This window comes from Bacillus sp. SW14 (assembly GCF_047608225.1).
GTDB classification, from domain to species: Bacteria; Bacillota; Bacilli; order Bacillales; family Bacillaceae; genus Bacillus; species Bacillus subtilis_G.
On sequence record NZ_JBLKRW010000001.1, the window covers coordinates 262,291 to 287,279 of the forward strand.

Genomic DNA, 24,989 nt, shown 5'->3' on the forward strand with positions numbered 1-24,989 from the left:
ATTCTGTGAAAGAGGGTTGGACACATGGCCGTGAAAGACGAGTGCATGTCAAAAATCAAACAGGAAACCAAGCCTTGGATTAAGCAATTCGGGAGGCTTGGTTATTTTGCATTCGGCGGCGTTTTTATCCTGCTCGGGATCTTAGCATGTATGACGGCAGCAGGGGCGGGCGGCGCGAAAGATTCGAGCGGAGCGTTTCAAACGCTATCACGCATGCCGTATGGATCAATCTTGCTTTTGCTCATTGGCGTCGGTCTCATCGGCTATGTGATATAGATGGTGCTGAGCGCGCTCAAGGACACAGAGGGCTACGGAACAAGCAGGCGCGGCCTGTCACGGAGAACGGGAAACTTTTTCAGCGCCGCCGTTTACGCATCCATTGCTTGGAATGCCTTGCGATTTGTGTTTGGCCAAGGAACCGGCGGCACTTCAGAACAGACGTGGTCCGCTTATGTATTGGCGCAGCCGTTCGGCCAATGGCTCACAGGGGTTACGGGTGCGGTTTTTATCCTATTTGCGATTGTTCAATTTGTGAAGGGCGTCCGGGCTGCATTTATGAAAGAATTCGATACGTCAAAAATGAACAAACAGATGATATGCATCGCAAAAAACACCGGACGAGCAGGCCATATCGCCCGGGCTATTATTTTCTCAGCTATCGGTTATTTTCTCATTAAGACCGCTATCACCGCTGACCCTGATGACACAAGAGGCTTTGACGGCGCGCTCGCCGAACTCGCGCAACAGCCGCATGGCAAAATGATTTTATGTATTTTGGCGTTCGGGCTGATCTTATATGGAATGTACGCCATTATGAAAGGCATTTATCAGCATATGGCATGGGAGAAGTGAGCTCTCGGCAGATTCGCGTCCAGCGCGTTTTTCAGTTTCTTAGAAATCAGGTGGATGAAAGCTGGTGCCAGCCTGTATAATAAAAGCAAATCGAAAGCAGTTTCATCATGAACTGATCCACAGGGAGGTGCGGAATGGATCGGGAAAAACAGCAATTAAGCATAGAAGCGGCAAGGCTATACTATCAGTCTGACTACAGTCAGCAGCAAATTGCTGAGCAGCTCAGCATTTCAAGGCCGACCGTTTCCCGGCTGCTGCAATATGCAAAAGCAAAAGGATTTGTCCAGATTCGCGTCATGGACCCTTTTGAGGATTTGGATGCACTCGGTTCCATGCTTGAAGAAAAATACGGGCTTCTCGAGGCGCATGTTGTGTTTTCTCCGACCCCCGATTATGCAGGAATTACACATGACCTAAGCCGCTATGGTGCAGAATATATGCATGAAACGGTGAAAGACGGCGACATTGTCGGCGTCAGCTGGGGAACCACCATGTATCAAATCGCGCAGAACATGCAGCCGAAGCAGGTTAAAGGCGTCGAGGTCGTCCAGCTGAAAGGCGGTATCAGCCATTCCCGGGTGAACACGTATTCCGCTGAAACGATTCAGCTGTTTGCAGAGGCCTTTCAAACGATGCCGCGCTATCTCCCGCTTCCCGTCGTATTTGATCATGCCGATGTAAAGCAAATGGTGGAGAAAGACCGTCATATCGAGCGGATCATCGAGATGGGCAAGCAGGCGAATGTCGCACTTTTTACGGTGGGAACGGTCCGTGACGAAGCGCTGTTATTCAGGCTCGGGTATTTTAATGAAGAAGAGAAAGCGTTGCTGAAAAGACAGGCCGTCGGCGATATTTGTTCACGCTTTTTTGATGCGAAAGGAAATATTTGCAGCACAGCCATCAATGACCGGACCATCGGCGTTGAGCTTGAAGACTTGAGGTTGAAGGAACGCTCAATTTTAGTGGCCGGCGGAAGCAGAAAAGTGTCTTCCATACACGGTGCGTTAACCGGAAAATATGCCAATGTTTTAATCATTGACCAGCATACCGCAAGGGCGCTTGTTAATGATTTGTGACACGTGCAAACCGTTCGATGAACAAAATTTCAATTACCAATTTACATATGTTCAAAAGTCGGTTATGCTAAAAAATATCTTAACAAAAAAGGAAGTGTGCGACGGATGTCATTAGCTAACAAAATTGATCATACAGCTTTGAAACCGCATACACAAAAAGCGGAAATTCTAACATTAATCGAAGAAGCGAAAACATACAAGTTTGCTTCTGTATGTGTCAATCCGACATGGGTGCAGCTTGCTGCAAAAGAGCTTGAGGGAACTGGAGTTGACGTTTGTACGGTCATCGGCTTCCCGCTCGGTGCCAACACAACTGAAACAAAAGCGTTCGAAACAAAAGACGCGATTTCAAAAGGCGCCACTGAAGTGGACATGGTCATTAACATTGCCGCTTTGAAAGACAAAGAAGATGACATAGTTGAAGCGGACATCCGCGGTGTAGTGGAAGCTGCAGCCGGAAAAGCGCTTGTCAAAGTCATTATCGAAACATGCCTTTTGACTGATGAAGAAAAAGAACGTGCATGCCGTTTAGCAGTTTCTGCGGGAGCGGATTTCGTGAAAACATCAACAGGCTTCTCAACAGGCGGCGCAACGAAGGAAGATATCGCCTTAATGCGTAAAACCGTAGGCCCTGATATCGGCGTGAAAGCATCCGGCGGCGTCAGAACGAAAGAAGATGTAGACACAATGGTCGAGGCGGGTGCGAGCCGAATCGGCGCAAGCGCAGGCGTTTCCATTGTAAAAGGGGAACATGCATCTGGCGGAGACAACTATTAAGAAGCAGACGGAAGGCCCATTGCTTTCCGTTACTCTTCTATTATTCACGGGGAAATAATAATTGTAAGCGAATACAGATAAAGGAGAACACATATGAAGTATTTGATTGGGATTATCGGTTTAATCGTGTTTTTAGGCCTTGCGTGGATCGCAAGCAGCGGGAAAAAGAGAATTAAGATCCGCCCAATTGTTGTTATGCTCATTTTGCAATTTATACTCGGCTACATTCTCCTCAATACCGGTGTGGGGAATTTCCTTGTAGGAGGATTTGCAAAAGGATTCAATTACTTGCTTGAATACGCGGCAGAAGGCATCAACTTTGTGTTTGGCGGTCTGGTGAATGCGGACCAAACGACATTCTTTATGAATGTTCTCTTGCCGATTGTGTTTATTTCCGCTCTGATTGGGATTTTGCAAAAGTGGAAGATACTTCCGTTCATTATTAAATATATCGGACTTGCTCTCAGCAAGATAAACGGTATGGGAAGACTGGAATCGTATAACGCAGTCGCTTCTGCTATTTTAGGGCAGTCTGAAGTGTTTATCTCCTTGAAGAAAGAACTCGGTCTTTTAAATCAGCAGCGCTTGTACACGCTTTGCGCTTCTGCGATGTCAACTGTATCCATGTCAATCGTCGGCGCGTATATGACGATGCTGGAGCCGGAATATGTGGTAACGGCGCTGGTCTTGAACTTATTTGGCGGTTTCATTATCGCTACAATTATTAATCCTTACGATGTGGAAGAAGAAGAGGATATGCTGCGTGTTGAAGAAGAAGAAAAACAATCCTTCTTCGAAGTGCTTGGAGAATACATCCTCGATGGCTTCAAAGTAGCGGTTGTCGTCGCTGCGATGCTGATCGGATTTGTCGCGATTATTGCCTTGATTAACGGTATTTTTAATGCAGTGCTCGGTATTTCCTTCCAAGACCTTCTTGGATATGTGTTTGCTCCATTCGCTTTTCTTGTGGGTATCCCATGGAATGAAGCTGTTAATGCGGGAAGTATTATGGCAACAAAAATGGTATCGAATGAATTTGTCGCTATGACGACATTAACGCAAAACGGCTTTGATTTCAGCGGCCGGACAACAGCGATCGTATCGGTATTCCTTGTGTCATTTGCGAACTTCTCGTCAATCGGAATCATAGCCGGTGCCGTAAAAGGACTGAATGAAAAACAAGGAAATGTTGTTGCTCGTTTCGGCCTGAAATTATTATACGGCGCTACGCTTGTCAGTTTTTTATCAGCGGCAATTGTGGGCTTGATTTACTGAACATAAACGAAAAGGATCGGTGACCATAATGAGAATGGTAGATATTATCATCAAAAAACAGAACGGAAAAGAACTCACCACAGAAGAAATTCAATTTTTCGTGAACGGCTATACGGATGGAAGCATTCCTGATTATCAGGCAAGCTCGCTTGCCATGGCGATTTTTTTCCAGGATATGAGTGACCGCGAGCGTGCGGATTTGACGATGGCTATGGTGAACTCCGGTGAAACGATTGATCTTTCTGCCATTGAAGGAATTAAAGTGGATAAACACTCCACCGGCGGCGTCGGCGACACGACAACACTCGTTCTCGCCCCGCTTGTTGCGGCTCTTGATGTGCCGGTAGCCAAAATGTCCGGACGCGGCCTCGGCCATACAGGCGGAACGATTGATAAATTAGAAGCGATCGACGGCTTTCACGTGGAGCTGTCGAAGGACGAATTTATTAAGCTTGTGAATCGCGATAAGGTCGCCGTCATTGGCCAAAGCGGCAATTTAACGCCGGCTGATAAAAAACTGTACGCGCTTCGTGATGTGACAGGTACGGTCAATTCCATCCCGCTCATCGCAAGCTCGATTATGAGCAAGAAAATCGCTGCCGGGGCGGATGCTATTGTACTCGACGTGAAAACGGGAGCGGGCGCCTTCATGAAAACGGAAGAAGACGCGGCTGAACTCGCCAAAGCGATGGTACGCATCGGAAATAACGTCGGCCGCCAAACCATGGCAGTCATTTCCGACATGTCCCAGCCGCTCGGCTTTGCGATTGGAAATGCGCTTGAAGTCAAAGAAGCGATTGACACGCTCAAAGGCGAGGGCCCTGAGGATCTTCATGAGCTTGTTTTAACGCTCGGAAGCCAAATGGTTGTGCTTGCGAAAAAAGCCGATACATTAGACGAGGCGAGAGCGAAGCTGGAAGAAGTCATGAAAAACGGCAAAGCGCTTGAGAAATTCAAGGACTTCCTGAAAAACCAAGGCGGCGACAGCTCGATTGTTGACGAGCCGTCTAAGCTTCCGCAGGCTGCTTATCAAATTGATGTGCCTGCCAAAGAAGCCGGTTTCGTTTCTGAAATCGTCGCGGACGAAATCGGTGTCGCAGCCATGCTGTTAGGTGCCGGCCGCGCCACAAAAGAAGACGAAATCGATTTAGCCGTCGGCATCATGCTCCGCAAAAAGGTCGGCGACAAGGTAGAAAAAGGCGAACCACTCGTCACGCTTTACGCCAACCGCGAGAACGTCGATGAAGTCATGGCGAAAGTCTATGACAACATCCGCATCACAGCAGAGGCGAAGGCGCCGAAGCTGATTCATACGTTAATTACGGAATAAAAATAAAGCACATCCCATCCTGAGTGGGGTGTGCTGTTTTAATTAAAGGATATGATCGATCTGATAATCCTCTTGGGTGATTTTTTTTGCTTTCTCAAGCTTTCTTTTGAAATAGAAGATGAGATAGCAAAGGATGATACAAGGAACTCCGCAGAATAGTGCGATTCTTTGATTGGGATCAAAAGCGAGACCGATACAAGAAGCTGAACATAATAAAAGAGCGGCTATAGGTATAAAAGGATAAAGCGGTGCGCGAAATGTCAGATCTTTAACATTCCCCCCTTTTTTAAGAAATCTCTTTCTAAACAGGAGCTGAGACAGGGCAATGCTCATCCAGACCACAACTCCTGCGAACCCAGCAATCGCTACCATCACCACATAAACAGTTCCGGGCGCCACGATACTGGAAACGAGAGATAAACAAGATACGGCCATACTGATGATTAAGGCATTTAGTGGAATGCCTTTAGATGTGACTTTTTTAAAACGAGAGCTGATCATGTTTTCATTTGCTAACGACCACAGCATACGGGTTGAGGCATACAGGCCTGAATTGGCAACGGACAGCAAGGCTGTTAATATCACGAAATTCATAATATCTGCGGCGTAAGGGATTCCGATTTCTGCAAACACTGCTACAAAGGGGCTTTCAATCACTCCTGCTTCTTTCCATGAAATCAGTCCGGATAATACGAAGACGGCACCAATGAAAAAAATGACTGTTCTCCATGCGACATTACGAATAGAGCGCGGAATATCTTTTTGAGGATTTGCTGATTCTCCTGCTGTGACTCCGATTAATTCTGTTCCAGAAAAGGCAAAACTCACAGATATCATGGCGATAAATACGGCGAGAAAGCCGTTCGGAAACAACCCTCCATGATCTGTGAAATTTGAAAACACAGGAGCATCAGCCGTCCCGTTTAGAGAGATCAGGCCGAACATGGCGGCTCCCCCTAAAATGATAAATAAAATGATCGTGACAATCTTTACGCTGGAAAACCAAAATTCGGTTTCCGCAAATAACTTGACTGAAAATGCGTTGCATACGAAAAGGAGAGCTGCGAAAATTGCACTCCACATCCATACGCTACTGTCAGGAAACCAGCGCTGCATGAGAATGCCGGATGCGGTAAACTCTGAACCTACCGTCACCACCCAATTCACCCAGTACATGATGCCGACCATAAAACCGGTAGATGGCCCGATGAATGTTGTGGCGTATTTTTGAAAAGAACCGGTCACCGGCATGGCGACCGACAATTCACCGAGACATTGCATGACGAGGTACATCATCAATCCGCCGATTACATATGCGAGGATCGTACCGCCGGGTCCAGCTTGATTTAGCGTATAGCCTGTGCTGAGGAAAAGTCCTGTGCCTATGACGCCTCCCAATGAGATCATAAATAAGTGCCTGCTTTTCATCGTGCGTTTTAGCTGTTGGCCGCTGTTTCCCTGAAGACTCACCGTCTCGTCCTCCTTTTAGCTGCCATTCATTAGGCAGATGAGTTTCTCGTATCCAAAATACAACCAGACAGAAGATCATTAGAACGGGGAGCACTTCATTCCTTTTAATGCGTGCAACAGAACGTGAGCCGCGGCTCTGCTAGTCATATCTCGAAAATCGAGGGTAGGGTCGACTTCAACGATTTCAATCCCGGCGACATTAGGCTGCTGTGCGATGTATTTGACGGCTTCGAGTAATTCGTCTGTATAAAGGCCGCCTGGGCCAATCGCTGGACAGCCGGGTGCATGGGACTGGTCTAAGACATCCATATCAACTGATATAAAAATGAAGTCTGTTCTCGTTTGGATGGCAGGCAGAATCTCTTTTATCGTCGGGACTAGTCCTTTTTCACGTACCATGCCCATCGTGTGAAAGTCCACGTTATGTTTTTTCGCATATGTTTCATACGCTAAGCTGTTGCTGAATTCTCTGATGCCCAGCTGAATCAAATGCTGGCCTTCAATGATTTCTTCATCCAAAAGGCGGCGGAAGGGAGTGCCGTTGGTCGGCCCTCCGTCCTCCGTGTTCCGAACATCATGATGGGCATCAAATTGAATAACTGCGATCGTTCCTTTCGTTTGTGCCATTGCTTTTATAGTGGAGTAGCTGATGGAGTTATCTCCACCGAGTATGAACGGCACCCAATCTGGGTGATCCGAAAGTAGCGCATGCATGGTAAGAAAGATTTGATGATGTGACTTGACGATATCAGTGACATGAATATCAATATCTCCCAGGTCGTAAAGAAGGTCAGATACGACATGTTCTCCAAGCTCGGCAGAATAGGCAGATGTGTTTTTAAGAGCCTGGCGGATTGTTCCGGGGGCAAAGGAAGCGCCTGAATGACTGATGGAGGATTTTGATAGGGGGACACCTATCAATGCCGGCCCTTTAATGCCTTGGCCGTCCCATTTTGCGATCAGGTCGCTCATTTTTGTTACATCCCGGTCTTGAAACGAAGAACCAGCCTCTCTGAGAAAAGGGTATTTATCCATAAATGACTCTCTCCCTGTTAACAACAACTGTTCCGTTTTTCATGACTTGATGTACATGATTGACGCCATAGTGATACGGAATATACATGTAATTCGAGGCTTCCCAAATGACAAGATCAGCTGAGCGGCCGGCTTTGAGCTGACCGGCTTCTTCTCCTTTTCCTATGGCGTATGCGGCATTGACTGTGACCGCATGCCATATTTCTTCCGCAGTCATTTTCAGATGAAGCGCGGCAATCGACATGATCAGCTGGATATTTTCAGTCGGCGAGCTGCCAGGATTAAAGTCCGTTGCCAAGCTGACACATACACCCTCATCAATCATGTCTCTTGCTCTGGCGAATGTGCTTTTGCCAAGATAAAATGTCGTGCCCGGCAAGAGGACGGCGATCGTTCCTGCCTCAGCCAATTTTTTTATGCCTTCGTCTGAGGCGCCTACTAAATGGTCGGCTGAGACAGCCTTTAGCTCCCCCGCTAATTCAGCTCCTCCAAGCGGGTCGATTTCATCTGCGTGTATTTTCAACCCGAATCCCGCTTCAGCCGATTTTTTTAAGTAACGGCGGGATTGACTGACGGTAAAAACGCCTGTTTCTGTAAAAATATCCGCAAAGCTTGCGAGCTCTTGCTCTTTTATTTCCGGCAACAGATAAAGCATTTGATCCAGAAATTCATCTGGGTTGTGTTGATATTCGGGAGGGATCGCATGGGCTCCCATAAACGTGGAGACAAGGTCAACAGGCTGGTTCTCATGAAGTTGTTTTGCGGCACGCAATTGCTTCAGCTCTGATTCTTTTTCTAAGCCATAGCCGCTTTTCACTTCAGCCGTGGTCGTCCCGTAGGACAGCATTCTCTCCAGATGAAAATGGCCTTTTTGCAGCAGCTCTTCTTCTGAAGCCGCTCTGGTGTCTTTGACAGTAGACAGAATTCCGCCCCCCTGCGCCAGTATATCTAAATATGAGATGCCCTGAAGCTTTAGATTCAGCTCCTTTTCCCGAGATCCGCCAAATACAAGATGGGTATGCGGATCGACGAGACCCGGCGTTACAAGCCGTCCCGAACAGTCAATGATTTCGTCTGCCTCGTAATCGGCTTCAGCTCCTTTTTTTGAGGCGAACACAATCTTCTGTTCATGGATGCCGACCACAGCGTCTTCGATCACATGAAGAGCCTGCATGCTTTTGCCCGCGCGGGGGCCGCTGCTTTCCATCGTCAAAAGCTGACCGATATTGATGAGAATCGTATCAATTTGTTTCGGCATGTCATCACTCCCTTTCTTTTTGCATTGGAACGATAATGTCCTGTTTCTTCGCTACTTCAACGGCACGTTCATAACCCGCATCCGCATGGCGGATAATGCCCATCCCAGGGTCGCTCGTTAAGACACGGGCGAGCCGTTCGTCAGCCAGCTCACTTCCATCGGCAACTGCGACCATACCGGCATGCAGGGAATAGCCCATCCCGACGCCCCCGCCATGGTGGAAGGAGACCCAGCTTGCACCGGCCGCCGTATTGACAAGCGCATTTAGCACAGCCCAATCGCCGACAGCGTCACTTCCGTCCTTCATCGCTTCGGTTTCCCGGTTAGGAGAGGCGACAGACCCACAGTCCAAATGGTCTCTCCCAATGACGACAGGCGCTTTTAGCTCCCCGTTTCTGACCAGCTCGTTAATGGCGAGGCCCATCTTTTTTCGTTCTCCATATCCGAGCCAGCAAATACGGGACGGCAAGCCTTGGAACGTGACTTTATCCTGTGCCATATCGATCCAGCGGTGAAGGGCTTTATTTTCCGGAAATAGTTCTTTTAATAACGCATCTGTACGGTAAATATCTGCCGGATCACCGGAAAGCGCCGCCCAGCGGAACGGTCCTTTTCCTTCACAGAACAAGGGGCGGATGTAGGCTGGGACAAACCCTGGAAAATCAAAGGCATTCTCCAGGCCTTCATCTTTAGCAACTTGCCGGATATTGTTGCCGTAGTCAAATACAATAGAGCCCTTTTGCTGAAAGGCCAGCATGGCTTCCACATGTTTTTTCATGCTTTGTTTCGCAAGGCGTACGTAAAGCTCTGGATTATCTTGGCGCAAACGGTCGGCTTCATTAAGGGAATAGCCCTCGGGAACATAACCGATTAAGGGGTCATGGGCAGATGTCTGATCGGTGACGATATCAATGGTGACGCCGCGATTCAGAAGGGTATGGTGAACCTCTGCCGCGTTTCCGAGAAGAGCGATGGAGAGAGGTTTTCCTGCTAGCTTTGCCTCTTCAGCCCATGCTAAGGCTTCTTCAATCGACGCTGTTTTTCGGTCGCAGTATTTTGTTTCAATTCGTTTGTCGATTCGTTTCTCGTCAACCTCGACGGCAATGACGACTCCTTCATTCATCGTGACAGACAGCGGCTGGGCGCCTCCCATTCCGCCGAGACCGGCTGTCAGCGTCAATGTTCCTTTTAAGCTTCCTCCGAAATGCTGTCTCGCGAGCTCAGCGAAGGTTTCATAGGTTCCTTGCAATATGCCTTGTGAGCCAATGTAAATCCAGCTGCCCGCTGTCATTTGCCCGTACATCATTAACCCTTTTTTCTCAAGTTCGTGGAAATGCTCCCAGTCCGCCCACTTCGGAACAAGAACAGAATTTGCTAAAAGCACGCGCGGCGCCTGCGGGTGAGTACGGAACATACCAACGGGCTTTCCGGATTGCACGAGCAATGTCTCATCATTTTTAAGTGTTTTCAAAGAATGCTCAATTGCGTGAAAAGCGTCCCAATTCCGCGCAGCTTTGCCAATTCCGCCGTATACAATCAGGTCCTCCGGCTTCTCGGCGACTTCCGGATCAAGGTTGTTTCGAAGCATCCGAAGCACCGCCTCTTGTTCCCACCCTAAGCATTCAAGCTCTGTTCCCCTATTGGCACGGATAGATTTTTTTATATCAGTCATATGTTCATCCCCCTTAGTTCTTCATTCTGATAATCAGGTAATAAAGATTCCTTCTCCAGCCAGTCAGTCAAGCGTTCAATGTCATAGGAAAAAACACGGTCCTGCTGAATGGACGGCACGACTTTTCTCATCTCCTGAAAGAGCTGTTTGGTATAGGACGCTGCATGTTCTATGCCTCTGTATTCAACCGCCTGCAATGCGCAAATCGCTTCGATTGCAATGACTCTTCTTGTATTCGCGATCACCTGGTAGGCATGCCGCGCAGCAATGGTTCCCATGCTGACATGGTCTTCTTGGTTGGCGGATGACGGAATAGAATCCACACTTGCAGGATGCGCCAGTGTTTTATTTTCAGAAACGAGTGAGGCCGCGGCGTACTGCATGATCATGGCACCGGATTGCAGACCGGGATGAGGGCTTAGGAATGGCGGCAGGTCATTCAGCTGCGGGTTCACAAGGCGCTCTATCCTGCGTTCTGCAATATTCGCAAGCTCTGACATTGCGATTTTCAGAAAATCCATGGCAAAGGCGATCGGCTGTCCGTGAAAATTCCCGCCGGAAATCACTTTGTCACCGTCATTGAAAATTAGAGGATTGTCCGTAGCTGCATTCATCTCAATCTCTAATTTTTCTTTGACATAGCCTAACGTTTGCCAAGTCGCACCATGCACTTGCGGAATACAGCGCAATGAATAGGCATCCTGAACCCGCAGTTCACCTTGAGAGGTTGTCAGGCTGCTGTCGGATAGATAGAAGCGAATTCGTTCTGCGACATCAATCTGCTCCTGATAGCCGCGGGCTGAGTGAATATCCTCGTCAAACGCATCAATAATTCCCCTCAGCCCCTCGATCGTTAAGCTGGCGATGCGCTCGGTTTGATAGGCTAGTTTTTCAGCTTCAATGTATGCGACCACACCCATAGCAGTCATGGCCTGAGTCCCGTTAATCAAGGCAAGTCCTTCCTTGGATGTCAGCGTTATCGGCTGAATACCGGCTCTTTTCAATCCCTTCATTGCCGGCATCTTTTCTCCCTCAAAAAAGACTTCTCCTTGACCGATCAGCGCAAGCGCCAGATGGGAAAGCGGCGCCAGATCCCCGCTTGCGCCAAGTGATCCCTGCTGGGGGATGACAGGATGGACGCGTTTATTTAGAAAAGCAAGCAACTGTTCGACCAGTTCAGCACGTACACCGGAAAACCCTTTTAACAGCGCATTGGCGCGCAAAAGCAGCATGGCCCTGGAAACACACTCAGGAAAAGGATCACCGACTCCGCAGGCATGAGAAAGGATTAAATTCAGCTGCAGTGCCGCCGAGTCTTCTTTCTGAATCAGGACATCACTGAATTTGCCAAATCCAGTGGTGATGCCGTAGATTGTCTTTTCTTCGTGAACAATCCGTTCCACTGCCGCTCTGCTTTTTTTCACGCGCTCCATACTTTCCTCGGAAGCCGCTGTCTCCTCAAAATCAAACAGCACACGAGCGACGTCGGCTGTTGTCAATGAAGAACCGTCTAAAGTCACCATAAGCCCAACTCCTTTGTCTTTACTTTGGTAAAGCGCCCATACAAAAAGGGGCTATGCTGTGAAAATTTGATTTCACGCATAGCCCCCTATCGTCTAAGATCTATGGGCTGTTTCATATGTGATTGATTCCAACGCCGAATGTCTCATGCTCAAGTCCTTTGATCGGCGCCCCGATTGTTCCATAAAGCGAGACAGCGATCCAATCGCCTTCCGCTTCACTTTCATAAGGATTTCCCCTCAAAACGGCAAACCTCAAGCCAACCGTCCGAAGCAGCGATCCAAGCAGCATTTCACCTCTGGTCACGCCATGCAAAGCCTCCATCGTCGCATGATAAAGCGCATGTGACTCGCGATAACCGTCAGATTGAATGACACCGCTCTTTTTGGAAGCGGTTTCAATTGCGGCTACTACTTTATGCGCGTCCATTGATCCTACCTTGCCGAGACAGACTTTCCATCCATCTCGCTCCAGCTCCCCGACCTGTGTACGTTCTTCATCTTCATTAAGCAGCAGAAGAACAGACAGCCGGCCGATCCGGCGCTCTTTGTGCAGTGTCATATGAATCACTCAATTCCTAAAAATTCTGATAACTATTAACTGTGTATTATATTAATTGGTTCAGCAGCAGAAGTCAAAAGTTTTTTTACAGTCTTTAACAAGTTAGATTGCTATTGTGATAGTGTGGCACAGATAACCGGACGGTTTTTTTCAGCACATTGCACACGATAGCCAGACAGGAGTGTGGGCGGTTGCTGTCAATTTTCTCACGAGCCAGCCGAATAAGATCCTCAGCACGGCCAAGCCGGCTGACACAGGTGGAGACGAGCAGTCAGGCATGATTCTAAAAACAACGAATGGCCTGTCATATCACTGGAAATAAAGGGCGAAAATGAAAAAAAGAGGCGTAGTTGCCAGAGAAAATGGCTTTATCACAGTCGATGACTTCACAAGGCCGGACAAAGCGTTCATTACATACGCAAATGGAATTGAAAGAAGGAGTTACGGCAAAAGGGTTGAATTATGAAGTAGAGAATATGCAAGCTACAGTCCTGCACCAAGCAGGCAGCCAGACCATCCATCTCTCCCTGGATGTCATGAACATCATGGACAATGTAAGAGAACAGTGGGGAATGACTTACCCGTTTTAATATGAAAACATCGGGCCTTTATAAGGGATCCGGGCTTTTTCATAAGGAAAATGTAAGCGCTTAAAAATTTAATAAAAAAGTGAGGCGAACTGTTTAGATGTTAAACCGATTGTTCCGTGTATGTTTTCTTGCAGCTCTTCTTATGGCCTTTACCCTGCCAAACTCCGCTAATGCACAAAAGGGAGAAAAACCTGTATTTACAGAAGTCAGTGTACATGACCCTTCCGTCATTGAGACAAACGGCACCTTTTATGTTTTTGGATCTCATCTCGCTTCAGCAAAAACAAATGACCTCATGCAATGGCAACAGCTGACCACCAACGTTAGTAACAACAATCCTCTGATTCCGAATGTCTACGAAGAATTAAAAGATACCTTCGAATGGGCGCAATCCGATACCTTGTGGGCGGCTGACGTCACACAGCTGGCGGACGGCAAATACTACATGTACTACAACGCCTGCCGCGGCGATTCGCCAAGATCGGCCATGGGCGTGGCCGTCGCTGACAACATCGAAGGCCCGTACAAAAACAAAGGCATCTTTTTAAAATCAGGAATGGAAGGTACAAGCAGCGATGGAACACCGTATGACGCAACCAAACACCCGAATGTTGTAGACCCGCATACCTTCTTTGATAAAGACGGCAAGCTGTGGATGGTGTACGGATCATACTCAGGCGGCATTTTCATTCTTGAAATGAATCCGAAAACAGGCTTCCCGCTTCCTGGGCAGGGATACGGCAAAAAACTGCTCGGCGGCAACCACAGCAGAATCGAAGGCCCGTATGTTCTCTACAATCCAGACACCCAATACTACTACTTATACCTGTCATATGGCGGTCTCGACGCAACAGGCGGCTACAACATTCGTGTCGCCCGCTCCAAAAAACCGGACGGCCCATACTATGACGCAGAAGGAAACCCAATGATTGACGTCCGCGGCAAAGAAGGCACAGTCTTCGATGACCGCTCTATCGAACCGTACGGCGTCAAACTCATGGGCAGCTATTCATTTGAAACAGAAACTGAAAAAGGAACCGGCTACGTCTCGCCAGGCCACAATTCCGCATACTATGACGAAAAAACCGGACGATCCTATTTACTCTTCCACACCCGCTTCCCGGGCAGAGGTGAAGAACACGAAGTCAGAGTCCACCAAATGTTCATGAACAAAGACGGCTGGCCGGTAACAGCCCCATATCGTTACGCAGGAGAAACACTGAAAAAAGTAAAACAAAAAGACATCACAGGAACCTACAAACTCATCCAGCACGGAAAAGACATCTCAGCAGACATCAAAAAAACCATCAACATCCAACTCAACAAAAACCACACCATTTCCGGGGAAATGGCCGGAACATGGCAGAAAACCGGTAAAAACACAGCCGAAATCACGTTAGCCGGCAAGAAGTATAGCGGAGTGTTTTTACAGCAGTGGGATTCGGTGAGAGAGAAGAACGTGTTGACGTTTAGTGTGTTGAATGGCAGTGGTGAGGCTGTTTGGGGATCTAAATAAGATGGAGAAGCGCCTTCTTAGGAGGGCGTTTTTTTATGATCATTATTGACTATAAGTAACAGTCCTACGGAAGTAAAAACAAAAGCTTTAGATGAGAATATAGACCTAAACACAAAGTCCTCTCTATTCTTATTATACTCCTTGTAAAATCATAAAAAGCGATTTTGTAGCATTTTGGAACTAATCAATCCTCCTCAAGACAAAACTTTTCACCTATTTATCCAATATGACCCATCATGTAATATGAAAATAGTCTGTATTGTAAAGAATTTACACAGTTTGATAGAAACATGAGGTGTTGCGGCATGCATAGTGAAATGTTGTTACATTCGGTCAAAGCCGATTTACATGAGAAACAGGAACAGATCCATCAGTTAAAACGAGTGCTGCACGAAATCAGGCAAATCAAACACGATTTTTCCGAGGTTCAGCATCTCATTCACCGGCCGCATCTTAACCGGGATGTATGGAGAGGAACACACGCTGAGCGTTTTGAAGATATTCGTGATGGAATGAACAAATCATATCATCAAATCAAAAGCCAACAGGTCAGCGGAATCATCGAAAGCATCGAAGGGAAAATCCATTCATTAGAGGGCGATGTATATTCCATAAGACGGCAAATCACGAGAATAGAGCATGAAATAGAGCAGGAAAAACATAAAAAGTGAGGTGAGCACAAATGGCACAGGAAATTAAAATGGTCTATGGCACAGTGAAGCAAGGGCTTTCTCAGCTCAAGAACTCAGCTGAACTCAAGTCCTCCGTACCCGGCCATCTTTCAGGCAGAAACCATTTAAACGTTGTGAAGTCCATCGAGCAATTAAATGAGGACATCAAAGAGCTCACTGAAGCGTATGCGTCCGTTCTGGCCAAGCATATCGCACAAACGGAAAGCGCGGTAAATGCCATGAAGGAAACGGACGAAAACGTATCATCTTCCATGAAATAAAGCGCGGGAGGACAAGGAATTTGAAAACATTAGATGTCCACGCTCTTCACGAGGGCATTCAGCATACGATTGAGAAACTGGACAAGCAAAAACAGCAGCTGCAGAAGCTGGAAAAAAGCGTTGAGCATCTGGCAGGCATGAAGGATGCGTTAAAAGGAAAAGGCGGAGATGCGATCCGAACCTTCTACGAGGAGTGCCACAAGCCCTTTCTCCTTTTCTTCGGCATGTTTATCGACGAATACAAAAAAGTGCTGAAACAAACGCAGCACGGCATTTCCTCTGTAGAATCCGACTCTCATGGCATGATTGCGGAGGCTTTTCTCTCACATGATGCAAGACACGGGGTCAAGCATGCACGGGCAGTGACAGAACAGCTCACAGACGCAGTCAATCGCCAGACATCAGCCATCGACCACATCGTCAGCCTGCCAACAGTCAATGACTCCTTTTTTCGGATGGAAACAGAACAGGCTGAACGGCTGATCACGGACACCCTGCATAAGCTCTTTCAATTTGACGGCCAGCAAACCCAAGCACTGGAAACAGCAAAATCAGATTTTCAAACGATGAAAAAATACATAGATCAGCTCGAAACGATGTACACCGGTCCGAAAATCGAAATCACAGGCTACAAAAGCGGCTCCATCCTGAAATCAAAGGAAGAAGAAAACATCAACCAAACCTTCGGCGCGATCAACCCGCAAATGAAGCAGGCGGATGATTCTCCGATGGAGATGATGTTGAAAAAGCTGGAGAAACATAAGCAGTCCAACGTTGATACCGTGATGAAGGATAGCAAACAACAGAAGATCGAGCGTGAGATTTATGGTGATGACAGTAACTTGACGGTATTGCAGAAAGAAGCAGCAGCCCATCCGAAAGTCTATGGTGACATACGGGTGATAGATGATAAACTGTATAATCATAAAGGATTAAAAAAGATAGATTCGATTGAAGTGATTGACGAGCTAGAAAGTGATACTGCAAGCATTGACTACGTCGGCGGCAAATATTTTGTATATGAAAACGGTCAAATTGTGAGAGAATTCTATGCTGGAGGGAAAAAGCGGCTCGAAGAAGTTTCTTACATTCCAGAGGATAAAGTAGGCGGAGCTAAGCCACTTGATTCGTTTCTGGCTGGGACACAGTATGAATTTGTTGAGTGGGTAAGCCCTCAGGGCGCTGTTAAAAAATTGGCGGTCCGAGGCGGGAAACGCGTTGTCACAGATGTGGCTAAACATGTTGCGGAGAAGGAAAGTAAGGGTGAAGTTAATAAGGTTGCTTCTAAGGGGGAGACTCATTTTACAAAGGTTAATGGGGGATCAAATGCTAATGACTTTATTTCAAGTCATTCACAAAAGCATATGTATAATCCAAATAAAGTTTCAACCCCTAAAAAAACACAGTACAGTAAAGACATAAATGTGTCCGAATTAAGAAGAGACACCATGCTTAACCCCGATAGTGTTGTTTACGACGATATTAGGAATACCATAGCATACAAAAAGAATTACAATTTTAATATTAGTACCCCTGATACTCCAACAGGACAGCACAGAGTGTTTTTAAATCTTAATAATCCTAGAAGGCACTCGCAATTTCCTTATTTTAAAATTAATAAGTAATTAGGGGGATATGAAATATGTATAAAAAAATTGAAGAAATATTAAATATAAAACTTCCTGTCGAGTATGTTAATAGCTATCAAAATAATAATTTTAATAGATTTAGTCGATTGTATCTACCTGATGATAAAGAGATAGTTGAAATTAAAAAATATTGTTCCTTAGAAAACGAAAATGATGAAGATTATTTAGTAAATGTTTATGGCAGAGATAGAAATATGCTATTAGAAGATTTAGTACCTTTTGCTATTACAGAGGATGAGGATTATATATGTTTTTATTACAGGCGAGGTAGGGAACATGAGCCATCGATTGTATATTTCAGCTATGATTTAGCGTATGAAGATAGGGGAGAAGCAATTTTTGAAATTGCAGATAGCTTTAGAGATTTCGTTAATTTGTTGGAATAAACTTCCGGAATTAGAATGGCAATTGACTTTTAAACCTTGATTTAGCTAAATGGATTTTAGTTTATTTCTAATTTTGATAAAGGTAGTTTGAATTATGTTGAGAGTATCGGTATATAAAGAAAAAAGACAGAAGTAATAAAATTTGATTATTACACACCCATTAATATAGAATTTGGAAATTGGGATATATCAGAAGATAAAACGGTATACTGGAGAACCGGTGATTTTAAAAAATCATTAATCGAAATAGGATTTGCACAAAAAACAGGAGAAATTCGTTCTCTTAAATTAACGCTGTGTGAAAGTGTTTATAAATTTCAAGAATGGAATATAGAAAGCCTTGAACCCATAAAAGGGATTCCTGTTTTTAGCGTAGACCGACAACAGAATGAAACGTATATTGATGAAAAAGGAATATTAAACGTATATATAACAGATAAGACAGTTTATATTAAATTTTCAGCTCATGAGATAGAATCCCTTATAGAAAATAATCACGTGTTATTTTGATTGGATAGTGATGACAATGTTTGTGGTGTCATTATAAGACGTAGGAAATAATGAAATCAACATATTAGAAGAGGCATTAAAATAATAATAAAGAAACCTTGAAGGGGAAACCTTTCAAGGTTCTTGGAAATTACTATTTTTTCAACGATAACAAATTAAAAGTTAAAGGCGGTTTAAAATGTTCACTATTTACAATGAATATGATTTATTAGAACTGTTTGATAGTGAGCCAATCAGCGTGTCGAGTGATCCCCTTGCAGAAGTATTCATGTACTCTATTCAGGATATGAAAGGTTTTAAACTAATTCTGACAATGGATGTGTACGCTTTGGAGTGCAATGTAAGTCTTACCTTTAATGAGTTGATCGTTTTGGAATCTAAGTTGGTAAATGTTACTCAATTAAAGAGGTGTAATTCTGATCTATTCATATATATTCATAACGAACCAAAGGTAAAAGTTAAATTTAACAAGCAACTTGGGGTTATCTTTATTTAATAGTGAAATATATGGGAATGAAATAAAAAATTCGAGGATGTTAGAAATTGAAAATCACCTTAAATACTTTCAAAGTACATCATGTAAATTACGATTGGAAAACGCTTTACGTTGGATTGAAGCAAGGTTGGATAAACAAAATGGAAGTCATGAACTGTGCTGTTGAATATTTGATGAACCATCCCGATGTACAACAAGAAGAGATACTAGAACTGGCTTGGGGAGACAAGGATGATATTGAACAAGCCATTTTGAATATAATACGAGTGGAAGAAAATAGTTTTTATGCTATTGAAAAAAGAAAATGGAGATATATTATTCTTCTTGAAGTAAAATCAAAGTATAGTGATCATGCAACTGAGCTTTTGAGCAAGCTCGCAGAAGTTTACGCAGATATGAATTACCCTGAAGATATGGAGGGTTTTATTCATTATCAGCCTTCTAATGACGGATGCAATCCGCGTTTACATTCATATGAAAAAAATATAAATAAATTATGCAATTTGTTTCAAGACTTTTTAGTAAAAGAAAAACAAACTATACAAGATCAATTGCCGTTGTACTAGAAGCGTTATCCTTAGTCAAAAACCAAAAATGAAAGCGTTGACATCCCATAAACCTAGTGCTAAAGTATACCTACAAACAAATAAAGCAACCCGTCAGGATTGTTACTGCGAAAGCAGGCAAAACCTAAATGGTGCAGGTGCAGGAGGAGACTCTCGCAATCTGTGTCATTTAGGTTTTTTTTATTCTCAATTAAGGAGGTGATGCGGCATTTGATACAAAAAAAGCTGGATGAAAGGCGGCCACCTTTCATCCAGCGGGTTCCCCCATAAAAAGGAGGTATTCACATGAATTATGATAAGTTATCGAAAGACATATTACAACTCGTAGGCGGTGAAGACAACGTTCAGCGCGTGATTCACTGCATGACAAGGCTTCGTTTTAATCTTCATGACCATTCGAAGGCGGATCGCGGTCAGCTGGAGCAGCTGCCGGGTGTGATGGGCACTAATATCAGCGGTGGTCAGTTTCAAATTATCATAGGAAATGATGTGCCCAAGGTGTACCAGGCGATGCTGCAGCACGGTAAGCTCAGTGATGAGAAGAGTGCCGGTTCATCATCCCAGAAAAAGAATGTGCTGAGTGCGGTCTTTGATGTGATTTCTGGTGTGTTTACCCCGATTCTTCCGGCGATTGCGGGAGCAGGGATGATCAAAGGGCTTGTCGCGTTAGCCGTTACATTCGGCTGGATGACAGAGACGAGTCAGGCGCATGTGATTCTCTCGGCTGTCGGTGATGGCGCGTTCTATTTCTTGCCGCTCCTGCTTGCAATGAGTGCGGCGAGAAAGTTCGGAAACAATCCATATGTAGCGGCGGCGATTGGGGCGGCGATGCTGCACCCGGATCTGACGGCACTGCTTGGTGCGGGGAAACCGATTTCCTTTATCGGGCTTCCTGTAACCGCTGCCACGTATTCTTCAACAGTCATTCCGATTTTGCTGGCGATTTGGATCGCATCGTATGTTGAGAAGTGGATTGACCGGGTCACCCACTCTTCTTTGAAGCTGATTGTGGTTCCGACACTGACATTGCTGATTGTTGTGCCGCTGACGCTGATTACAGTCGGTCCGCTTGGCGCTATTTTGGGAGAATACTTGTCTGTCGGTGTGAATGTTTTATTTGATCATGCAGGGCTTATTGCGATGATTTTGCTTGCGGGAACATTCTCCTTAATCATTATGACGGGCATGCACTATGCATTGGTGCCGATTATGATTAACAACATCGCCCAAAACGGGCACGATTACTTGCTGCCGGCTATGTTTTTGGCGAATATGGGGCAGGCCGGGGCATCATTTGCCGTCTTCCTTCGCTCCAGAAACAAAAAATTCAAATCACTCGCGCTTACCACAAGCATTACGGCGTTGATGGGGATTACAGAACCCGCGATGTACGGCGTGAATATGCGTTTGAAAAAACCGTTTGCGGCTGCTTTGCTGGGCGGCGCGGTCGGCGGCACTTTTTACGGCATCACGGGTGTTGCTTCCTATATTGTTGGAGGAAACGCGGGTCTGCCGAGTATTCCGGTCTTCATCGGACCAACGTTTATTTACGCCATGATCGGCCTTGTGATTGCGTTTGCGGCGGGAACAGCGGCAGCCTATCTTATTGGATTCGAGGATGTGCCGTCTGACAGTGATCAGCGGCCGTCTGTGCATGAAGGCAGCGGAGAAATCATTCTCAGCCCGATTAAAGGTGAAGTAAAGTCATTAAGTAAAGTGAATGACGGGGTGTTTTCTGGCGGGGTCATGGGAAAAGGATTCGCTATTGAGCCTGAAGAAGGAGAAGTTGTTTCTCCTATTCATGGAAGCGTTACCACTGTATTTAAAACAAAGCATGCGATTGGAATGACGAGTGATCAGGGAGCCGAAATTCTCATACACATTGGATTGGACACTGTGAAGCTGGAGGGGCAATGGTTTACAGCTCACGTCAAAGAAGGCGACAAGGTCGCACCGGGAGATTTGCTCGTGTCCTTTGATCTGGAACAAATCAAAGCGGCGGGATATGATGTCATCACCCCGGTGATCGTGACCAACACAGACCGATATTCGTTTTCGCCTGTAAAAGAAATCGGCAAGGTGAAGACAAAAGAAGCGTTGCTAGCTTTATCTTAAAAAAACTGATGGGGTGATCAATATGAGTTCAAAACAATTTCCAGAAGGGTTTTTATGGGGCGGCGCGGTTGCCGCCAATCAAGTGGAAGGTGCTTATAACGAGGGCGGTAAGGGGCTTTCGACGGCTGACGTATCACCGAACGGCATCATGTCTCCATTTGATGAGTCGATGTCTTCCTTGAATCTGTATCATAACGGAATTGATTTTTACCATCGTTATAAAGAGGACATTGCTTTGTTTGCGGAAATGGGATTTAAGGCGTTTCGCACATCAATAGCGTGGACAAGAATTTTTCCGAATGGCGATGAAGAGGAGCCAAATGAAGAAGGCCTCAAATTTTATGACGATCTGTTTGATGAACTGTTAAAGCATGAGATTGAGCCAGTCGTGACCATCTCTCATTATGAAATGCCGCTCGGTTTAGTGAAACAGTATGGCGGCTGGAAGAATCGCAAGGTCATCGAGTTCTATGAACGCTATGCCAAAACCGTTTTCAAACGCTATCAGCACAAAGTGAAGTATTGGATGACGTTCAATGAAATTAACGTGGTGCTCCATGCGCCATTTACCGGCGGCGGCCTTGTCTTTGAAGAAGGAGAAAACAAATTAAACGCGATGTATCAGGCCGCGCACCATCAGTTTGTCGCCAGCGCCCGCGCTGTCAAAGCGGGGCATGAGATCATTTCTGATTCAAAAATTGGCTGTATGATTGCGGCAACGACAACCTATCCGATGACATCTAAGCCGGAGGATGTCTTCGCGGCAATGGAGAATGAGCGCAAAACACTTTTCTTCTCAGATGTGCAGGCACGAGGCGCATACCCGGGATATATGAAACGCTTCTTGGCAGAAAATCATATTGAAATTGAAATGGCTGATGGCGATGAAGAGATTTTGAAAGAACATACGGTGGATTACATCGGATTCAGCTACTACATGTCCATGGCGGCAAGCACTGATCCTGAAGATCTTGCAAAATCAGGAGGCAACCTGCTGGGCGGTGTGAAAAATCCATATCTCAAATCATCAGAATGGGGCTGGCAGATTGATCCGAAGGGCTTGCGCACCACGCTCAATACGCTATATGACCGCTACCAGAAGCCGCTGTTTATCGTGGAAAACGGCCTTGGTGCGGCAGACAAAGTGGAGGAGGACGGCTCTATTCAGGATGATTACAGAATCGACTATCTGCAGGACCATTTGATTGAAGCCCGGGAAGCCATTGCTGACGGTGTCGACTTAATCGGATACACGTCATGGGGACCGATTGACCTTGTCAGCGCCTCCACTGCGGAAATGAAAAAACGCTACGGCTACATTTATGTTGATCGGGACAATGAAGGAAACGGAACATTAAACCGCATCAGGAAAAAAAGCTTCGGCTGGTATCAGCAGGTCATCGCCACAAATGGAGAGAGTCTCTGACAATTTTTTGAATACTCATGCGCTTCAATTGACAATAACCGGAAGCAGGCGGACAATAAAAGAGAAAGGTGAACCACCCACAGTCCGAAAGGCGGGAAGAGCATGTTTAACAAAATGTTAGTTGCGATTGACGGATCAGATATGAGTGCAAAAGCGCTTGATGCCGCAGTGCATTTGGCCAAAGAGCAGCAGACGGAACTAAGCATTCTTCATGTGGGGAGAGAAGCCGTCGTCACGACTTCTTCTCTGACGGGAATGGTCTATGTGCCTGAACATTTTATTGAAGAAATCAGGGACCAGGTTAAAAAAGAAGGCATGAAAATCCTTGAGAAGGCAAAAGAAAATGCAGCCGAGAACGGTGTTCAAGCTGAAATCATTTACGCGAATGGCGAGCCGGCGCATGAGATACTAAATCACGCAAAAGAGAAAGGCGTCAGCCTGATCGTAGTCGGCAGCCGGGGCATCAGCGGACTGAAAGAAATGATGCTTGGAAGCGTCAGCCATAAAGTGTCTCAATTATCGCCCTGTCCGGTATTAATTGTTCGATAGAAAAAAAGTAAATTTCTGCTGAACATCTTGCTAATGATAGCGGCGACCATCGTCCGAGACTTAAACTTTCATTCACTACGTGTCAATAAACACAACCTTAAATAAACTTGTTTTTTGTAATACAGCTTTACCAAAAGAGGCGCCTCCCTTTGAACAATAAGGGATGACGCCTCTATCTGGTTTGGTTTCAAATCCAACTGCCTAGTTGCCACAGCGTTTCAATTTGCTTTCTCAGTTTCCTATTCGAAGGTTAGCTGCCCGTTCACATAAAAGTCCCGTATGCTCTTAAACATACCTTCCTCTTTTCATTGTTGCATATTCCATCTATTTCTTTGCTGCTTTATTGGCCGGCGCAAACCAACCGAATAAAGCAATGGCCACTAAAACGCCATAGAAGATCAGCGTCCAGGTGGTGCTGTGCGGAAAGTGATGGTCCAGGATTCCAATATCCTCATGGGCAAGGGTAATGACCACCAGTTTGACACCGACCCAGGCCACAATGGCATATGCGGTTGTTTCCAGTGCGGGGCGCTGATTAAGAAGTTTTACAAACCAGGTTGCTGCAAACTTAATCAGGATAAGGCCTGCAATTCCGCCTAGGACAACAACAATAAATTGCCCTCCATCCATACCGCCGAAATCATCAAGCGGTGAATCCGGAAGGCCGAGAGCTAAAGCAACCGCAGCAAGAATCGAATCAATGGCAAAAGCGAGATCCGCTAAAGCAATCTTTCCGACTGTGGGCCAGAAACCTTTTCCGGCAGCCTCCTCTTTTGCCTCCTCATGAATGTTCTCATTTTTTTTCCCGAAACGGGCCTTCACCACATGCTTTAAGCCCAGGTAAAGAAGATACGCTGCTCCTATCGCCTGAATCTGCCAGACATTTGCGATAAACGAAATGGCAAAAAGTGCCGCAAACCGGAAGGCAAATGCCATGATGATTCCATAATTTATCGCTCTTTTTTTCTGATCATCAGGTAAATGCTTGGCGATTACTGCCAGTACAAGGGCATTATCAGCCGACAGCAGTCCTTCTAATCCAATTAAAATGAGTAATGTCCAGGCATATTCCAGCCAGATAGACTCCATTAACATCGTTCCTTTCTAAAACGTAAAGTGTGCTGTAAAAGTTGCGATATCAACAGCATTCCCCTTCTCATCTATCGTTAATCCAATTGAGTAGGTTGGTATTTCTTGGGGGCTCTTCGTGTTGGCAAAAACCAGAAATCTACATGTGCAACATGCTAAATGATAAGTGATACATCATTTAAGTATAGTATTCGTGTTGTTTAAAATTACCAAAATGAATAAAGGTATAATGTAAAATGGTGAAAAAAAGAATATAATGAATACAGGTGCAAAGACATTGAGGCGGTAAAGCAACTTCTACCGGTCAGCGTGTCGTTG

Annotated in this window: 20 protein-coding genes and 2 pseudogenes; 15 read left to right on the top strand and 7 right to left on the bottom strand. The window is 45.6% G+C overall.

Going from position 1 to position 24,989, the window contains the following annotated elements; genetic code table 11:
• Positions 1-24 precede the first annotated feature (24 nt).
• The 5 genes and pseudogenes from ACMX2I_RS01425 to ACMX2I_RS01445 all read left to right on the top strand — a co-directional run bounded on the left by ACMX2I_RS01425 (position 25) and on the right by ACMX2I_RS01445 (position 5,310).
• Positions 25-852 (top strand): annotated as a pseudogene (locus tag ACMX2I_RS01425) (DUF1206 domain-containing protein).
• Between the two features lie 134 nt (positions 853-986).
• Positions 987-1,928 (top strand): DNA-binding transcriptional repressor DeoR, encoded by a 942-nt coding sequence (gene deoR, locus ACMX2I_RS01430; protein WP_414955944.1) that lies wholly within the window; start codon positions 987-989, stop codon positions 1,926-1,928.
• Between the two features lie 105 nt (positions 1,929-2,033).
• Positions 2,034-2,705, top strand: a complete 672-nt coding sequence (deoC, locus tag ACMX2I_RS01435; protein ID WP_414955945.1) for a deoxyribose-phosphate aldolase — start codon at positions 2,034-2,036, stop codon at positions 2,703-2,705.
• Between the two features lie 93 nt (positions 2,706-2,798).
• Positions 2,799-3,980 carry a nucleoside permease NupC gene (nupC, locus tag ACMX2I_RS01440; RefSeq protein ID WP_202327829.1) on the top strand — a complete coding sequence of 394 codons (1,182 nt, stop codon included), beginning with the start codon at positions 2,799-2,801 and terminating at the stop codon, positions 3,978-3,980.
• Positions 3,981-4,008: 28 nt separating this feature from the next.
• On the top strand, positions 4,009-5,310 hold the full coding sequence (locus ACMX2I_RS01445; RefSeq protein ID WP_414955946.1) for a pyrimidine-nucleoside phosphorylase: 1,302 nt from the start codon (positions 4,009-4,011) through the stop codon (positions 5,308-5,310).
• 42 nt (positions 5,311-5,352) lie between these two features.
• On the opposite strand, the gene ACMX2I_RS01450 is transcribed toward ACMX2I_RS01445, so the two are convergent.
• The 6 genes from ACMX2I_RS01450 to hutP all read right to left on the bottom strand — a co-directional run bounded on the left by ACMX2I_RS01450 (position 5,353) and on the right by hutP (position 12,827).
• Entirely contained in the window at positions 5,353-6,780 is a 1,428-nt protein-coding gene (locus tag ACMX2I_RS01450) for an amino acid permease (RefSeq protein WP_414955947.1), read from the bottom strand.
• Between the two features lie 78 nt (positions 6,781-6,858).
• A complete protein-coding gene (hutG, locus tag ACMX2I_RS01455) occupies positions 6,859-7,815 on the bottom strand; it encodes a formimidoylglutamase (protein WP_414955948.1) in 957 nt (318 codons plus the stop codon).
• The gene (gene hutI / locus ACMX2I_RS01460) at positions 7,808-9,073 is read right to left on the bottom strand and encodes an imidazolonepropionase (protein ID WP_414955949.1); all 1,266 of its coding nucleotides are present in this window, start codon (positions 9,071-9,073) and stop codon (positions 7,808-7,810) included. Before hutI ends, hutG begins: the two co-directional genes overlap by 8 nt.
• A 4-nt stretch (positions 9,074-9,077) precedes the next feature.
• Positions 9,078-10,745, bottom strand: a complete 1,668-nt coding sequence (gene hutU / locus ACMX2I_RS01465; protein WP_414955950.1) for a urocanate hydratase — start codon at positions 10,743-10,745, stop codon at positions 9,078-9,080.
• Positions 10,742-12,268 carry a histidine ammonia-lyase gene (hutH, locus tag ACMX2I_RS01470; protein WP_414955951.1) on the bottom strand — a complete coding sequence of 509 codons (1,527 nt, stop codon included), beginning with the start codon at positions 12,266-12,268 and terminating at the stop codon, positions 10,742-10,744. The genes hutU and hutH overlap by 4 nt, the downstream gene beginning before the upstream one ends.
• A gap of 112 nt (positions 12,269-12,380) precedes the next feature.
• A complete protein-coding gene (gene hutP / locus ACMX2I_RS01475; protein ID WP_141113404.1) occupies positions 12,381-12,827 on the bottom strand; it encodes a hut operon transcriptional regulator HutP in 447 nt (148 codons plus the stop codon).
• Positions 12,828-13,177: 350 nt separating this feature from the next.
• Here hutP and ACMX2I_RS01480 point away from each other — a divergent pair, with 350 nt between their 5' ends.
• The 10 genes and pseudogenes from ACMX2I_RS01480 to ACMX2I_RS01525 all read left to right on the top strand — a co-directional run bounded on the left by ACMX2I_RS01480 (position 13,178) and on the right by ACMX2I_RS01525 (position 23,582).
• Positions 13,178-13,417, top strand: a complete 240-nt coding sequence (locus tag ACMX2I_RS01480) for a hypothetical protein (RefSeq protein WP_414955952.1) — start codon at positions 13,178-13,180, stop codon at positions 13,415-13,417.
• 97 nt (positions 13,418-13,514) lie between these two features.
• On the top strand, positions 13,515-14,933 hold the full coding sequence (locus ACMX2I_RS01485; protein ID WP_414955953.1) for a glycoside hydrolase family 43 protein: 1,419 nt from the start codon (positions 13,515-13,517) through the stop codon (positions 14,931-14,933).
• Between the two features lie 305 nt (positions 14,934-15,238).
• The gene (locus ACMX2I_RS01490; protein WP_087991918.1) at positions 15,239-15,604 is read left to right on the top strand and encodes a YwqH-like family protein; all 366 of its coding nucleotides are present in this window, start codon (positions 15,239-15,241) and stop codon (positions 15,602-15,604) included.
• An 11-nt stretch (positions 15,605-15,615) separates the two neighbouring features.
• A complete protein-coding gene (locus ACMX2I_RS01495) occupies positions 15,616-15,885 on the top strand; it encodes a YwqI/YxiC family protein (RefSeq protein ID WP_333516352.1) in 270 nt (89 codons plus the stop codon).
• A gap of 20 nt (positions 15,886-15,905) precedes the next feature.
• Positions 15,906-16,709 (top strand): annotated as a pseudogene (locus tag ACMX2I_RS01500) (ribonuclease YeeF family protein); the annotation flags it as partial.
• A gap of 818 nt (positions 16,710-17,527) precedes the next feature.
• Positions 17,528-17,920: an SMI1/KNR4 family protein gene (locus tag ACMX2I_RS01505; RefSeq protein ID WP_414955954.1), complete on the top strand. Its 393-nt coding sequence runs from the start codon at positions 17,528-17,530 to the stop codon at positions 17,918-17,920.
• 1,053 nt (positions 17,921-18,973) lie between these two features.
• Positions 18,974-19,492, top strand: a complete 519-nt coding sequence (locus tag ACMX2I_RS01510; RefSeq protein WP_414955955.1) for a DUF2247 family protein — start codon at positions 18,974-18,976, stop codon at positions 19,490-19,492.
• Between the two features lie 285 nt (positions 19,493-19,777).
• Positions 19,778-21,607, top strand: a complete 1,830-nt coding sequence (locus ACMX2I_RS01515; protein WP_414955956.1) for a beta-glucoside-specific PTS transporter subunit IIABC — start codon at positions 19,778-19,780, stop codon at positions 21,605-21,607.
• A 22-nt stretch (positions 21,608-21,629) separates the two neighbouring features.
• Positions 21,630-23,033 carry an aryl-phospho-beta-d-glucosidase gene (gene bglH, locus ACMX2I_RS01520; RefSeq protein ID WP_414955957.1) on the top strand — a complete coding sequence of 468 codons (1,404 nt, stop codon included), beginning with the start codon at positions 21,630-21,632 and terminating at the stop codon, positions 23,031-23,033.
• A 102-nt stretch (positions 23,034-23,135) separates the two neighbouring features.
• A complete protein-coding gene (locus ACMX2I_RS01525) occupies positions 23,136-23,582 on the top strand; it encodes a universal stress protein (protein WP_414955958.1) in 447 nt (148 codons plus the stop codon).
• A 324-nt stretch (positions 23,583-23,906) separates the two neighbouring features.
• On the opposite strand, the gene ACMX2I_RS01530 is transcribed toward ACMX2I_RS01525, so the two are convergent.
• The gene (locus ACMX2I_RS01530; RefSeq protein WP_253268692.1) at positions 23,907-24,671 is read right to left on the bottom strand and encodes a TerC family protein; all 765 of its coding nucleotides are present in this window, start codon (positions 24,669-24,671) and stop codon (positions 23,907-23,909) included.
• Positions 24,672-24,989: the final 318 nt, after the last annotated feature.

Coding starts and splice junctions, on each gene's coding strand:
- deoR (WP_414955944.1), top strand. CDS start 987: ATGGATCGGGAAAAACAGCAATTAAGCATAGAAGCGGCAAGGCTATAC.
- deoC (WP_414955945.1), top strand. CDS start 2,034: ATGTCATTAGCTAACAAAATTGATCATACAGCTTTGAAACCGCATACA.
- nupC (WP_202327829.1), top strand. CDS start 2,799: ATGAAGTATTTGATTGGGATTATCGGTTTAATCGTGTTTTTAGGCCTT.
- ACMX2I_RS01445 (WP_414955946.1), top strand. CDS start 4,009: ATGAGAATGGTAGATATTATCATCAAAAAACAGAACGGAAAAGAACTC.
- hutG (WP_414955948.1), bottom strand. CDS start 7,815: ATGGATAAATACCCTTTTCTCAGAGAGGCTGGTTCTTCGTTTCAAGAC.
- hutI (WP_414955949.1), bottom strand. CDS start 9,073: ATGCCGAAACAAATTGATACGATTCTCATCAATATCGGTCAGCTTTTG.
- hutU (WP_414955950.1), bottom strand. CDS start 10,745: ATGACTGATATAAAAAAATCTATCCGTGCCAATAGGGGAACAGAGCTT.
- hutH (WP_414955951.1), bottom strand. CDS start 12,268: ATGGTGACTTTAGACGGTTCTTCATTGACAACAGCCGACGTCGCTCGT.
- hutP (WP_141113404.1), bottom strand. CDS start 12,827: ATGACACTGCACAAAGAGCGCCGGATCGGCCGGCTGTCTGTTCTTCTG.
- ACMX2I_RS01485 (WP_414955953.1), top strand. CDS start 13,515: ATGTTAAACCGATTGTTCCGTGTATGTTTTCTTGCAGCTCTTCTTATG.
- ACMX2I_RS01490 (WP_087991918.1), top strand. CDS start 15,239: ATGCATAGTGAAATGTTGTTACATTCGGTCAAAGCCGATTTACATGAG.
- ACMX2I_RS01495 (WP_333516352.1), top strand. CDS start 15,616: ATGGCACAGGAAATTAAAATGGTCTATGGCACAGTGAAGCAAGGGCTT.
- ACMX2I_RS01505 (WP_414955954.1), top strand. CDS start 17,528: ATGTATAAAAAAATTGAAGAAATATTAAATATAAAACTTCCTGTCGAG.
- ACMX2I_RS01515 (WP_414955956.1), top strand. CDS start 19,778: ATGAATTATGATAAGTTATCGAAAGACATATTACAACTCGTAGGCGGT.
- bglH (WP_414955957.1), top strand. CDS start 21,630: ATGAGTTCAAAACAATTTCCAGAAGGGTTTTTATGGGGCGGCGCGGTT.
- ACMX2I_RS01525 (WP_414955958.1), top strand. CDS start 23,136: ATGTTTAACAAAATGTTAGTTGCGATTGACGGATCAGATATGAGTGCA.
- ACMX2I_RS01530 (WP_253268692.1), bottom strand. CDS start 24,671: ATGGAGTCTATCTGGCTGGAATATGCCTGGACATTACTCATTTTAATT.